The following is a 13,547-nucleotide window of genomic DNA, read 5'->3' as shown; positions in this document are numbered from 1 at the left end:
CTGATCCGGGGGCTTGCAGGAAATCGGGTTGGCGTGCGAGGTTCAGCCGCATGAAACCTCGCACGTCACCCGATTCTCCTCTGCTTTTCGAAGAGGTGCCGCTCGTCCCGGACTTCAAGCTGGAACTGAAGGCACGCAAGGCCGGTCACTGGCCGGTCGCCGGCGCCGATGAGGCAGGGCGCGGCCCTCTGGCCGGACCTGTCGTCGCCGCTGCCGTCATTCTTGATCCCAGGCGTATCCCGGACGGGCTGAACGATTCCAAGCAGCTCTCGGCGCAACGGCGCGAACAACTTTTCGCCCAAATCCTCGCAACCGCGACGGTGTCCATCGCATCGTCGAGTTCCACACACATCGACCTCACGGATATCCGCAAGGCGAGCCTCGACGCCATGCGCCGGGCAATCTGCGGCCTTGCCATCCCTGCAAGCTATGTGCTGACCGATGGCCTCGACGTGCCGCCGGGGCTGGAGTGCCCAGGCCAAGCGGTGGTCAAGGGCGATTCGCGCTCGGTCTCGATCGCCGCCGCCTCTATCGTTGCCAAGGTGACCCGCGACCGGATGATGGCGCGTGCAGATGCCGTCTTCCCCGATTACGGCTTTGCCGCGCATGTGGGTTATGGCACGGCGCAGCACCGCGCCCGCATCGAGCGGCATGGCCCCTGCTCGCTTCACCGCATGAGCTTCCGGCCGTTGAAGAAGAACGGCACCGAAGGCGCCACGATGGACGAAATGCTGGAAGAGTAACTGCTGCCGCTGCAGACCTGTCGAACTCGAAGCAGCATCTCGCGTTCGCACGTGATGATTGAAGCGGTCATTCAGACCGCTTCAATGGAACCAAAACAGCACCAGTTTGAAGTGCAGTCCCGGCGCACGGCTTACTGCTGCTTCGCGGGCGCCGGCTGCGCGGGCGCAGATTCCTGGAGCTTTTCCTGAACTCTCTTGACGAGCGCCGGATCGTTCTGCGCGGCGGTTAGAATTGAGTTATACTCATCTAGCGAGATGCCTGGAGAGGCTTCCACGGCCTGAACCATTTGCTTACTGGCTTCAGTCTGCAGCTGTTGCTTCGCTGCCGTGTCCTGTGTGGCTCCGATCTTGGCCGAGTATTCCTGCCTAACCTGGTCAACCTGGAGATAGGCGACCGCAAAGGCCTCGATTTTCTGATCGCTGACGGCTGCGGTCGCGCCTTTGCTTTCTGGTTGCGCTGGAACCGGTTGCTGGGCTGGAGCTGCCTGCTGTGCGGACGCGGGGTTGCCGAGAAACATCAAGCTGAGAGCTGCAGCGGTCAACGATGCAACAGGGGTATAACGAGTGATCATATTCATTCCTCTGTGGTGGCGTGGACGGCGACATACTGCCTTGGCCGCCGGTTAGGGTTGAGGAACGATCCGGCGACAATGTGACTCTCAGACGTTTTCGGTGCGGCAATAGGAAGGCGATCTGCCGACCATCGAGCGGCGGCTTTGTGGCAGGATTCACCACTTCGGCTTGTTGCCGGCTCAATCAAGTGGCCATGAGTCCGGCCGCGATTTGATCCCGATGAATGTGATGTCATCGCGAAAAAGCCGATGATGGCCCTCGTCTATATCCTTGCGGTATTTTTCCGATCCCCGCGCCGCTTCCGCTTCCATGAAAGCGACAAGCCCCTTCAAACGCTCGATGACAAGATCAGGCAAAGCGGCGCGTTCATCGGCTGGCAAGCCGTAAGCGTCGAGGAAGTCCCGCGCCCGGATGATCTGCTCTTCGATCGTGACAATGCTCTCTACCGCGATATGTCTCGACAGCGGCGCCCATCGATAGACAGCATAGGCGATATCCCAGAGCCTCGGACCGGGATGTGCCGCTTCGAAATCGATGATGCCTATCGCTTTGCCGTCGCGCATGACGACGTTGTACGGTGCAAAATCGCCATGACAGATGACTTCAAACGGCGGCTTCGGCTTAAGCTGCCAGGCGCCTTCAGCGGCCCCCTGAAAGGATGCCGAGCAATCGTGGTAGATGCGCAGCAATCGCGCCGCAGAAGTCAGTACCGTGTCCAAGCGCATTTGGACACTATCGAGGTCGCCGCACTCGCCCTCAATAAAAGTCACGCGCTCGAAATTCTCATCATAGCCTGCAGATCGCGGCGCTGAAGGGAAGCCGCACTGCTTCAGGTGCCCAAAGAGAGAATGCACATTCGCAGTCCATGGACGCGTGGCGCGCCATACAAGCCCGTCACGCAAGATCGGTCCGGAACCTGCCTCTTCCTTCAGCATCAGCAACTCCGGCAGCCGCACTGCCGCCAATAAAAAAAGCCCCGATGCCGGGGCCTTTCCAGATCAACATGAAAGAACGCTCAGTTCAAGCGCGTCTTCACTTCGCCGACGGCACCCTTGAAGAGGTCGGCCTGGACCTTGCCGTCGGCCTTCTTGGCGAGAACCGTTTCGGCCGCGGTGATCGCCAGATCGACGGCAGCCGAACGGACGGCTTTCATCGCATCGGCTTCCGCCTGCTTGATCTTCTGTTCCGAAAGGGCCGTGCGGTTGGCGACGAACTCTTCCGTCTTTTTCTTCGCCTCGGCAGTCAGCATCTCGGCTTCGCGCTCGGCGGCGGCGACGATATGCGCAGCCTCCGCTTCCGCTTCCTTGCGCTTGCGCTGGTATTCGGCCAGCAGATGCTGAGCCTCTTCGCGCAGACGCTTGGCTTCGGCCAGCTCGTTGCGGATCTGGTCGGCGCGGTCGTCGAGCGACTTTGCCATCATGCCCGGAACCTTCAGATAGACGACGAGGGCCAGGAACAAGACGAGGCCGACAAAGGCGAAGAAAGTTGCATCAAATTCCATCGATCAAGCCTCCTTCTTGGCGGCTGCGACAGCAGCGGCAACGTCGGTCTTGGCGGTTGTGCCACCGATCAGCTGTTCGATAACGGCAGCGGCCGTTTCCTCGGCAATCGTGCCGACGTCTGCAAATGCCTTCGCCTTGATGTCGGCGATGCGGCCCTCGGCAGCTTTCAGCTTCTCGGAGAGGCTCGCTTCGACGGAGCGGCGATCTTCTTCGGCCTTGGCCTTTGCGGCGTCGCGCGCGGCAGAGCCGATCGAGTTCGACTTGGCGCGGGCCGCAGCGAGTTCAGCTTCATAGGCTGCAACGTCCGCATCGGCTTCCGCCTTCAGGCGGCTTGCCTCGTCGAGATCCTGCGAGATGCGCTTATGGCGCTGCTCGAGGATACCGCCGATTCGCGGCGTAATGACCTTTTGCATGAGCAAGAAGAAAACGGCGAAGGTGATCGCCAGCCACAGAAGCTGGGATGCGTAAGTCGACGAATCGAAAGGCGGGAAAACACCGCCGCCATGCTCGCCACCGGGAACGCCGGTCTCGGTATGGACCTCGCCGGGCGCCGGAGCGGCATGCGGGTCCGTGGCGGGCGCTGCACCCGGTTCTGCCGTTCCCGCCGGAGCTTCTTGAGCATAGGCCGGGGTCACAAAAAACATGCTCACCTCCAGGTGTACTGCAAATACAAAGGATCACGGCTTGCTGGTCGCAGGCCGTGATCCCTCAATCCACCGATATTAGACGGCGAAGAGCAGAAGGAGAGCGACGAGCAGCGAGAAGATGCCCAGAGCTTCCGTAACGGCGAAGCCGAAAACCAGACGGCCGAACTGGCTGTCAGCAGCAGACGGGTTGCGCAGAGCGCCGGCGAGGTAGTTGCCGAAGATGTTGCCGAGGCCGAGAGCCGTACCGGCCATACCAAAGCAAGCCAGACCTGCACCGATGAACTTTGCTGCTTCCGCTTCCATGTTGAACTCCTTTGAAATGGTTGTTGCGGCGAATTGACTGACGCCCTTTGACGTCAATGTCGGTATCCTTAGTGGCCACCCGGGTGAACTGCGTCGTTGAGGTACATGCAAGTCAGCACCGCAAAGACGTAAGCCTGAAGGAAGGCGACGAGGAACTCGAGACCGGTCAGGGCGACCGTCATGATGAGGGGAAGAATGGCACCGCCGACACCGACTGCACCGAGGGCTCCAAGCGAGGCGACGAAGCCTGCGAACACCTTCAGCGTGATGTGACCGGCGAGCATATTGGCGAAAAGACGAACAGAAAGTGAAATGGGGCGGGAAAGGAAGGAGATGATCTCGATCGCCACCACCAGCGGCAGAAGAATGCCTGGCACGCCCGAGGGCACGAAGACATTCAGGAAATGGAAGCCGTGCTTATAGAAGCCGTAGACGAGAACCGTGCCGATGACGAGCAGCGCCAAGGCCAAGGTGACGATGATCTGGCTCGTCACCGTGAAGAAATACGGGAACATGCCAAGCAGGTTTGCCGTCAGCACGAACATGAAGAGCGAAAAGACCAGCGGGAAGAACTTCATCCCCTTGGTTCCTGCGCCTTCCTTCAGCATTCCGGCGATGAATTCGTAAGACATTTCCGCGACCGACTGCGAGCGGCCGGGAACGATCGCGCGGTTTGACGTCGAGAAATAAAGGAAGCCTGCGGCAACGGCAGCGGATGCCGCCATGAAGAGAGAAGCGTTGGTAAACGAGAAATCAATTCCGCCGATTTCGATCGGCACAATCTTCTGGATCAGGAACTGATGGGTCGGATCGTTAGACACCGCTTGTTCTCTCTTCTTTGGCCCGCGATTGCGGGATCATCACACTGGACAAAGCGCCTGGCACCCTGCCCTATTTCTTGCCGTTTTCGGCCTCTCCAGGCTCCGGTTTTGCAACCTTGCCTGCAGCACGAAGAACGTTCAAAACACCGGCACAGAATCCGAGAAGCAGAAGAACAATCAACCCCCAAGGCGCCGTGCCGACAAAACGGTCCAAAAGATAGCCAAGAAGGGCACCGACGACGATGGCGGAAATGAACTCGCTCGAAAGCTTCATCGCCTCAGCATAGCCTTTGCGGCTTACCTCGGCGCGGGCTTCGTTCGCCTCGTCCTCTCCCGCATCTATGCGCTTGGCTTTGAGCTTCGCTCCCAGCTGCGCACGGCGCTTTTCAAGACTTTCCTCGCGGTCATCCGCCATGGCTTCCTCCTCGTCTTCCGCTGTCCGCGATCCCGCTACCCCGGTTTTCAGGACAACGGACACAAGGTCTGAAAACCTTTCGGCCCGTTCTGAAGTCGCGCGCAACATAGTTTTAGGGGAAACCATAGTCAAGGCGTAGGAAGCTTATGTCCAGCCATAAAATTATCGTTCCGAATCAATGATTTGATCCGAATTTCACACCGCCTTGAAAATTCGAGCGAAAGAATCCGCTTTCGAAGCCGATGATCGGCGGGGAAATCCGCTGCCGGACCGGCTTTTCCTCAGCTCCAGCCACCGCCATAGGTGCGGTAGAAGACGTGCAGGCCGATGCGGCCGACCTTTTCCATGGTCCTTGCCCATTTCGGCCGGACATAGACGGCATGATAATGTGTAGCCGAGCCGACTTGCGGAAGCCAGATCTTGCCGGCCGTGACCGCCATGGCGACGTCGCGGGCAACGCGCCAGTGATTTTCGGAGTTCACGCGATCGCGGATGTTGTCGCAGGCGAAGGAAAACTGGCAGCGGTTCCGCCAATCTTCGTTCTGGTAGACGACGCCGCAGATGGTTTTCGGATAAGCCGGGTTCCTGACGCGGTTGAGGATGACCTGCGCGACTGCGGCCTGCCCCTTTACCGATTCGCCGCGAGCTTCGAAATAGATGCCGGATGCAAGGCACTGCTGCTCGCGCGCCGAAAACACGCTGGCAGGCAGGATGCTCGCCGCCCATGCATGATCGCCCGCGCCGATCTGCGGAACGAAGCGGCCGTCATTTGCCTGATCGGCGAGGATCGAGTCGAAGGGCGATTGACGGGCGTAGTCCGGGGTTGCCGGCGCATAGGCGGTCGCCAGCACGTCGGCCTTGTTGCTTGTGACGAGGCCTGCAAGCATCGCCGGAACGCCGGGTTCCGGCATGACCGGCTGCTTCCTGTAGAAATTGGTGGCGATCTCGATTTCCTTGCCCATGATCTTCGGCTTCACGAAGGCGGACTTGTCCTTGATGTCGAAGCTCGGTTGGAAAAGGAGCTGCGTGCGCTGGAGAATGGAGCCGGCGGAGAAATCCTTCGGCGGCTGCATCTTCTCGACGGCGACGATGCGGCCTTTCTTGGTACCGCGGTTGACGCGTTCTTCGTCCGGCGTTTCCTCGTGGCCCTTGCCTTTCGCGACAAAGGCAACCTTGCGGCCATCGGGAAGAACCATGCCCGCGCCGGCCGCGATCGTTCCCGTCACGATCGGATCCGCGAAAGCGAGTTCGGCCTGATGAATGGAGCCCGCCGGAGAATTTGTCATCACCATGCGCCAGTTGTCGCGGCTTTGATCAAGCCCGGCGAGCATGGCGGCGAGATCGGCATGCGATGCGATGGTGGGGAATGCGAGCCACCCGCAAATGCCGAAGAGGGCGGGTGAAATCCAGCTCTGAGGGAGAAAACGCAGCTTGCTGCGGACAACGCGATTTCGACGCAACGCCAGACTCCGGACACGGGACGCTTCAACAGTCAGACGAAAATCACCCATTAACCTTGATGCTTGGTTAATGCGGTGTCCCAGAATGCATCCGTGAGCGGTTTTTCGTCTTCTCCCGCGCGGGGAGAAGACTGTTTGGAAAGCGTGTCAGATGATGACGTGCGAGCCGAGTTCGACTACGCGGTTCGCCGGAAGACGGAAGTAGTCGGAGGGGTTCGCTGCCGCGTTGGCGAGCGCGATATAGAGCCGGTCCTGCCAGTAAGGCATTCCGGATTTCGCATCCGGCACCAGCTTGCGCCGGCCGAGATAGAAGGAGGTCGTCATGATGTCGAACTTCAGCCCGGTCTTTCTAAGTGCTGCGAGCGCCTGGGAGACGTTCTGCGTTTCCATGAAGCCGAAGAGCAGTTCAACACGCGAGAAGCGCTCGGAAACCTGCTCGACCTTGTAGCGTTCGGAGTTCGCAACGCGCGGCTTGTTGACCGTGCGGATCGTCAGGATGACGTTGCGGTCATGCAGGACGTGGTTGTGCTTTAGATTGTGAAGCAGGGCTGCGGGGGCCGATTCAGGATCGCTGGTGAGGAAAATCGCGGTGCCCGGCACATGGGCAGGCGAATGATCGCTCTTGCGCTCGATGGAACTGACAAAGGAAGGCAGCGGAATATCCGTGTGGCGGGTCTTTTCCATGAGGAGCGCCGTGCCGCGGCGCCAGGTCCACATGACAACGATGAAGGCGGTGGCGATGAGGATCGGAATATAGCCGCCGTCGTGGATTTTGAGCAGGTTGGCACCGAGGAAGATCAGTTCCAGCACAAGCAGCGGCAACAGAACGATCGTTGCGATCGAAGCCGACCAGTTCCAGCGCGTCCGCACGAATTCGAAGGCCATGATTGTGGTGACGACCATCGCGCCGGTGACCGAGATACCGTAAGCCGTTGCAAGAGCTTCCGACGTCTGGAACGTGATGACCAGGAACATGACGCCCAGGAAGAGCACTGTGTTGACCGTCGGCAGGAAAATCTGCCCGGTATTGGTCTCCGATGTGAAGAGGATCTCCATGCGCGGCAGGAAGCCGAGGTTGATCCCCTGGCGCACGAGCGAAAAGGCGCCGGTAATGACCGCCTGGCTGGCGATGATCGTTGCAGCCGTCGCCAGTATGACGGCAAAAGGCAGCGCCCACTTCGGGAACATGAGATAGAAGGGGTCGGACATCGCCTCCGGATTGCCGAGAACGAGTGCGCCCTGGCCGAGATAGTTCAGCGCGAGCGAAGGGAAGACCAGCGCGAACCAGGCCCACTGAATCGGGCGGCGGCCAAAATGGCCAAGGTCGGCGTAAAGCGCTTCGGCGCCGGTCACCGTCAGGAAGACCGCACCCAGAACAACGATGCCGAAGAATCCCTCGTGGAGTAGGAAGCTGACGGCATAATACGGATTGAAGGCTGCCAAGATCCCGTAGTCGTCGGAGATATGCGAAATGCCGGCAATCGCCATGACGATGAACCAGAGCGCGGTGATCGGTCCGAAAAAACGGGCCATGGCGCCGGTGCCGTGCGATTGGAAAACGAACAGCAAGACAAGAATGGCCGCCGAAATCGGCACGATGTAGGCCGACAGGCTCGGGGCCATCAACTTAACGCCTTCAACGGCAGACAGAACCGACAGCGCCGGCGTGATCATCGCATCGCCCAGGAACAGAGCCGCACCTGCCATGCCGAGTGTAAGCAGCAATGCGGTGTGCCCGTTCGCCGTCTTCATCAACAGGGCAAGCAGGGAGAGTGTTCCGCCCTCGCCTTCGTTATCGGCGCGCAGCAGCAGCAGGACATATTTGAGGGTGACGATGATCGTCAGTGCCCAGAGCATCAGCGAGATAAGGCTGATGATCTCGAAACGGGTGATCCCATCGTGCGCGACCGGCTTCAGCGCTTCGCGGAATGCGTAGAGCGGGCTGGTACCGATATCTCCATAGACGACGCCGACGGAGCCGAGCGTAAGATAGAAGAGTTTGCGCGGCGTCATGTGGCGATCGTGTGAATGGCTTTCGTCGGACATAAAGTGACAACAGGCTCCTTAGAGCCAGCCTTTCCATCGGAAAAAGAAAAACGGAATGATGGCGGACATCACCATCAGGCCCAGCGAAGAGGGATAGCCCGCGACCCAGTGCAGTTCCGGCATGAATTCGAAATTCATACCATAAATGGATGCGACAAGGGTGGGCGGCAAGAAGACGACGGATGCGATCGAGAAGATCTTGATGATCGAGTTCTGCTCGATGTTGATGAGGCCGAGCGAGGCGTCGAGGAGGAAGGTGATGTTTCCGGCGATGTAGGACGCATGCTCCGTCAGCGACTGGATATCGCGCGAGACGGTGCGCGACAGTTCCTTCGTCGCCTGGTCCTTCTGAACTGCGGGGATGGTGTAGAAGAAGGTCATGAGGCGTGAGAGCGAGGCGAGGCTGTCGCGCACCTTGCTGACAAGGCGGTGGTGGCCGGCGATATCGCGAAGCTTCTCCTCGAGATAGTTCGAAGGCTTGCGAACCTTTCTGGCGCGGTCGCCGAAAACGTGCGTCGAAAGGATGTCGATGCGGGCGACCGAGAGTTCGAGAATTTCCGCAGTCCTGTCGGCGATCGTCTCGAGCAGCTTGGCAAGGAGAGCGGCACCGCTGCGCCACTCTTCCGGCACGCGATGAAGGGCGGCGATGAACAGGGCAAAGGATTTTGGATGAGCGTAGCGGATGGTGATCAACCGGTTCCCAACGAGGATGAAGGCAACATCCGTCAGCGTCGGGGCCTCTGTCTCAGCTTTCCAGACCAGCGAAGCCGTCATGTAGACCGCATTATTCTCGGTATAGAGGCGTGCGGACGGCTCGATATCCTTCAAATCGTCGCGGGTCGGGACCTCGATGCCGACGATCTTTTCGACGTAGAGTTCCTCCTCACGGGTTGGCTCGAGCATATCGATCCATACCACATCGTCCGGAAACTCCGCGGCGTGCGATAGGTCACGGATTTCGACCGACTTGCAATTTGAACAATAGGCAGTGATCACCGGGCGTTGCTCCAGCCGCCGGCACGTCCTGCAATGCCTGAGCTTTTCATCGAGAGCCTTTCACTGGAATGGCAGCCGTCACGGCGCCGTACAGGCTAATAGTCTTCGATCTTACCGGACGCGGAAAAAGGTTCATACAACTCCAGCTGCATCCGGTCAGAACCCGGCCATGCATTCTGCTCAACCGCATCGCAGTCACCAATCCTTCGATCGACAAGATAACTCCGAACATGCAGGCTGGCCGAAACTTTTCAAGCAAGGGCGGCCATCATCGAGCATCCGCAGAAACCGCCATCATGGCGACGGCGGGCCATATGACGGAAAGCTGTGAAATAATCAAGTCATCTTAGGTGAACTGGGCGATATCACCACATTTCCCCCACAATTTGGGGTATTCGGCGCGCCGAAACAGCTATTCGAAAATGATCGCCGGCGCCTGGCGCTGCGGCTGGCCGCCGAGTTGTTCCCACACCTTCGAAGCGATGTCGCGATAGATGCCCGCAACGATGCCGTTCGGTTCGGACGCGACAAGCGGCGTGCCGGCATCCGAGGTTTCGCGGATACTCACCGTGAGCGGGACCTCGCCGAGGAAGGTCACGCCAATGCGCTCGGCCTCCCTGCGCGCGCCGCCATGGCCGAAGATGTCGTAGCGGGTGCCGGTATCGGGCGCGATGAAATAGCTCATGTTCTCGACGATACCGAGAACCGGGACCTCCACCTTGCGGAACATATTGAGCCCCTTACGGGCATCGATCAATGCAAGGTCCTGCGGCGTGGAGACGATGACGGCGCCGGCGAGCGGCACCTGCTGGGCCATCGTCAGCTGTGCATCGCCGGTACCGGGCGGCATGTCGACGACAAGCACGTCGAGTTCGCCCCAGGCGACTTCGCGCAGCATCTGCAGCAGCGCCGATTGCACCATCGGGCCGCGCCAGATCATCGCAGTTTCCTCATCGACGAGGAAGCCCATCGACATGACCTTGAGGCCGTAGTTCTCCATCGGATTGATGATGCGGCCGTCGACCTGTGTCGGCCGGCCGGAAATCTTCAAAAGGCGCGGCATGGAGGGACCGTAGATGTCGGCGTCGAGAATCCCGACACGCAGACCGTTCGCCTGTAGACCGAGCGCGAGATTGACGGCCGTCGTCGACTTGCCGACGCCACCCTTGCCGGATGCAACCGCGATGATCGACTTGATGCCGGGAACGCCGATCTTGCCGGCGCGCGGCGGCTGTTGCTGCGGCGCGTGCGCATGGCCTTCATGGCCGTGCCCGGCATGGGCAGCAGGACGGGCGGCAGGTGCGGAGGCAGGGGCCGCTTTCTTGTCGGCGGTCAGCGCCACGAGCGCACCCTTGACGCCGGGCAGTTCCTTGATGACGCGTTCGGCCGCGAGACGCAGCGGCTCAAGCTCCTTGGCTCGCTCGGCCGGAACGGTGATCGAGAAATAGACCTTGCCGTCTGCAATGAAGACATCGGAAACCATGCCGAGCTCGACGATATTATGTTCGAGATCGGGACCGCGCACGGTCTTCAGCGTTTCGAGAACTTGTTCCTTGGTGACGTCCGTCATTCCACCCTCACGCATAGTCTTTGAAGAGACGTAGATAGTGGAGGGCTGCGGCTTCGCCAAACGAAATCGGCATCAAGGGCAACGGAAATCGCGCTCTATCGAGATCCGTTGCGGCCATCTGGTCCGCCGGGCTTTCGCCCCGATGGCCGCAACGGTCTGCCCGATACCCGGCGCAATGCAGGCCGAAGTAGAAGAATGTGGGGAAATGACCAGAGGAAAAATCACCCCAAACCACGGGGTTGGGGCGACATCGCGGGAGGGCCGTTACAGAAAGGCAACAACCGCCGCCGGCAACGGATGCAGGAGACATGCATCTACGCTGCCGACGGCGGGTTGCCGATGGCGCCGTTCTTTTTTGGCGCTCTTTCAAAGTCCCCTCTGGACCTCTGCGGAATAAGAAGCAAGGCTCGTGCCAGATGATGATCGGCAAGCGCTTCATATGCCGCTTGGCATGGATCGCACCCGGCTGTATGGCGTGATCGATCAATGCGGGCGACAGCGATGGAATTGCCAAGGATCTTGCGGGAACAGGTGGAGGAGATGCTGGAGGGCCAGCCGCTCGATGGGCTGAAGCGCGCCGCGGCACGCCTTTCCAGCCGCTATCGCCAGGAACTGCGTGACGGCAGTTTCCACATCAGCGATAGCCTTGCAGCCAAGGCTTATCTCGCCGCCAGGCTGCCCGCCACCTATGCCGCGATCCGCGCCGCCTATCAAATGATTTCGCAAGCCCGGCCTGATTTCGCCCCTGAGTATTTGGTCGATATCGGGGCTGGTCCAGGCTCAGCACTCTGGGCGGCCACCGACTGCTGGCCGGAGATCAAAAGCGCCGTGATGGTGGAGGCAAGCGATGCGATCCGCAACGTCGGAAGAAGCCTCTCGGGGCGGCTCGACCTTCAGACGGAATGGCTGGATGGCAATCTTATCAAGGCGTTGCCGAAAATTGCGCCCGCCGATCTCGTCGCTATCGCCTATGTGCTCGATGAGATAGAGCCGCATCAGATCGACGCGTCGATCGATAAGCTCTGGGCGATGACGCTCGACACGATCGTCATCATCGAACCCGGAACGCCGGCCGGTTGGGACCGCATCCTCGCCGCGCGTGACCTACTGCTCTCAAAAGGGGCGCATCTGATCGCGCCCTGCCCGCATGCATCGGACTGTCCTCTCGCGCGGCCAGATTGGTGTCATTTTTCGCGCCGGGTCGCCCGCTCGAAAATGCACCGCTTGGTCAAGGATGCGGACGTGCCGTGGGAGGACGAGAAATATATTTTCATCGCCGCAAGCCGTTTTGCAGGCGAGGCTCCCCAGGCCCGCATCATCGCACCGCCTCAGGGCTCGGGCGGAGTGATCCGGCTGAAGCTCTGTCAAAGCGACGGGACGGCGGGCGAGCGCACCTTCTCCAAACGCGACGGCGCCACCTTCAAATGGGCGCGACGGGCGAATTGGGGCGACGGGCCGGAACGCGACGGAGAGTAGCAACGGATGAAAGACACGGCCCTGCCCATCTTTTGAGCCAAACTGCCAATATTTTCAGCAGGGTTACTTGATGATGCCGATGCGCAGTGCCTTGGCGACCGCCTGCGTCCGGTTGACCGTGTCGAGCTTCTTCGTTGCGCGGTTCAGGTAGTGGTTGACGGTATGTTCCGAGAGGTTGAGGATATCGGCGATTTCCGCACTGGTCTTTCCCGCCGCCGTCCAGTTCAAACAATCGATTTCGCGGTCCGTCAGCGCATCCGTCATGCGCGTATCGAGACTGCGGATTTCGGCAAGCCTGTCGAACACATGGATCGAGATATAGGAAAGATCGCGCATCTCTTCCGACGCGAAGGGCTCGCGATCACCGGCGAACGAGACTGCGCCGCGCATGCCCGATGGCTCGTGCGTCGGGAAAAAGGCGCAGCGCATCATCTTGAAACGCTCGAAAAGCGCCACGGCCATCGCCGTCTTGCCGTCATCCCTCCTATGGCCCTTGGTCACGTCGACGAAAAAGGGGACCGACGACGTGCGCAGGCGGCGTATGACGGGACTGCTCACCAGCAGGTTTTCCTGATCATAAAGCGCCAGCAGCTCGGCCGGCCAACTGGTGATCACCGTCGCGCTTTGCAGTTCGAATGACGTGACCGGCGGCAGGTTGAGGACCATGAACGCGCGGCTTCGGCAGACTTCCGTCAGGCGCTTCATGAAGCGGAAGATATCGAATTGGGTCTTCAGGCCCGCGATTTCCTGAATGTATCCATCTGCATCGAAAGATGCGCGTGACAGTGCTGTCATCTACTTTTTCGTCTTCTCAAGAGCGGCGGCGCCGTTTCAGATCGATGTGTGCCTGCAAGCCAACCACGCGCCAGCATGAAATAAAAAACAACCTGGCCGAAATACAATGGCCGAAGAGACTATTCGTTTTAACAAACTACCGCAGTTGGCGTGATTCGCAGCCAAATCTCAATATCGCGCTCATCATAAGTGCGCTCTGC

Annotated in this window: 14 protein-coding genes; 2 read left to right on the top strand and 12 right to left on the bottom strand. The window is 59.8% G+C overall.

Annotated features, from left to right (window positions below):
* Positions 1–50 precede the first annotated feature (50 nt).
* Positions 51–743 (top strand): ribonuclease HII, encoded by a 693-nt coding sequence (locus QA644_RS02775; protein WP_074066846.1) that lies wholly within the window; start codon positions 51–53, stop codon positions 741–743.
* Between the two features lie 131 nt (positions 744–874).
* Here the strand turns inward: QA644_RS02775 and QA644_RS02770 are convergent, their stop codons facing one another.
* From QA644_RS02770 to apbC, 11 genes are all read right to left on the bottom strand, one after another.
* Positions 875–1,315, bottom strand: coding sequence for a DUF4168 domain-containing protein (locus QA644_RS02770; RefSeq protein WP_283070986.1), 441 nt, complete (start codon positions 1,313–1,315; stop codon positions 875–877).
* A 180-nt stretch (positions 1,316–1,495) separates the two neighbouring features.
* A complete protein-coding gene (locus QA644_RS02765) occupies positions 1,496–2,251 on the bottom strand; it encodes a phosphotransferase (RefSeq protein ID WP_283070985.1) in 756 nt (251 codons plus the stop codon).
* An 80-nt stretch (positions 2,252–2,331) separates the two neighbouring features.
* Positions 2,332–2,817, bottom strand: coding sequence for a F0F1 ATP synthase subunit B (locus QA644_RS02760; RefSeq protein ID WP_074066844.1), 486 nt, complete (start codon positions 2,815–2,817; stop codon positions 2,332–2,334).
* A 3-nt stretch (positions 2,818–2,820) separates the two neighbouring features.
* Positions 2,821–3,462 carry a F0F1 ATP synthase subunit B gene (locus QA644_RS02755; RefSeq protein WP_039844133.1) on the bottom strand — a complete coding sequence of 214 codons (642 nt, stop codon included), beginning with the start codon at positions 3,460–3,462 and terminating at the stop codon, positions 2,821–2,823.
* A gap of 78 nt (positions 3,463–3,540) precedes the next feature.
* Positions 3,541–3,768, bottom strand: coding sequence for a F0F1 ATP synthase subunit C (locus QA644_RS02750; protein ID WP_027507791.1), 228 nt, complete (start codon positions 3,766–3,768; stop codon positions 3,541–3,543).
* 68 nt (positions 3,769–3,836) lie between these two features.
* Positions 3,837–4,589 carry a F0F1 ATP synthase subunit A gene (locus QA644_RS02745; RefSeq protein ID WP_283070981.1) on the bottom strand — a complete coding sequence of 251 codons (753 nt, stop codon included), beginning with the start codon at positions 4,587–4,589 and terminating at the stop codon, positions 3,837–3,839.
* A 70-nt stretch (positions 4,590–4,659) separates the two neighbouring features.
* Positions 4,660–5,004 (bottom strand): AtpZ/AtpI family protein, encoded by a 345-nt coding sequence (locus QA644_RS02740; protein ID WP_074066842.1) that lies wholly within the window; start codon positions 5,002–5,004, stop codon positions 4,660–4,662.
* Positions 5,005–5,285: 281 nt separating this feature from the next.
* The gene (locus QA644_RS02735) at positions 5,286–6,464 is read right to left on the bottom strand and encodes a cell wall hydrolase (protein ID WP_283070980.1); all 1,179 of its coding nucleotides are present in this window, start codon (positions 6,462–6,464) and stop codon (positions 5,286–5,288) included.
* A gap of 147 nt (positions 6,465–6,611) precedes the next feature.
* The gene (locus tag QA644_RS02730) at positions 6,612–8,510 is read right to left on the bottom strand and encodes a potassium transporter Kup (RefSeq protein ID WP_074066840.1); all 1,899 of its coding nucleotides are present in this window, start codon (positions 8,508–8,510) and stop codon (positions 6,612–6,614) included.
* Between the two features lie 18 nt (positions 8,511–8,528).
* Positions 8,529–9,506, bottom strand: coding sequence for a magnesium transporter CorA family protein (locus QA644_RS02725; RefSeq protein WP_074066839.1), 978 nt, complete (start codon positions 9,504–9,506; stop codon positions 8,529–8,531).
* Between the two features lie 412 nt (positions 9,507–9,918).
* On the bottom strand, positions 9,919–11,076 hold the full coding sequence (gene apbC / locus QA644_RS02720) for an iron-sulfur cluster carrier protein ApbC (protein WP_074066838.1): 1,158 nt from the start codon (positions 11,074–11,076) through the stop codon (positions 9,919–9,921).
* Positions 11,077–11,577: 501 nt separating this feature from the next.
* Here apbC and QA644_RS02715 point away from each other — a divergent pair.
* A complete protein-coding gene (locus tag QA644_RS02715; protein WP_283070979.1) occupies positions 11,578–12,552 on the top strand; it encodes a small ribosomal subunit Rsm22 family protein in 975 nt (324 codons plus the stop codon).
* A 63-nt stretch (positions 12,553–12,615) separates the two neighbouring features.
* Here QA644_RS02715 and QA644_RS02710 read toward each other — a convergent pair whose 3' ends face one another.
* Positions 12,616–13,347: a LuxR family transcriptional regulator gene (locus QA644_RS02710; protein ID WP_074066836.1), complete on the bottom strand. Its 732-nt coding sequence runs from the start codon at positions 13,345–13,347 to the stop codon at positions 12,616–12,618.
* Positions 13,348–13,547 lie beyond the last annotated feature (200 nt).

The organism is Rhizobium sp. CC1099 (assembly GCF_029714385.1).
Lineage (GTDB): Bacteria > Pseudomonadota > Alphaproteobacteria > Rhizobiales > Rhizobiaceae > Rhizobium.
This window is presented reverse-complemented; position numbering and strand designations above follow the sequence as displayed.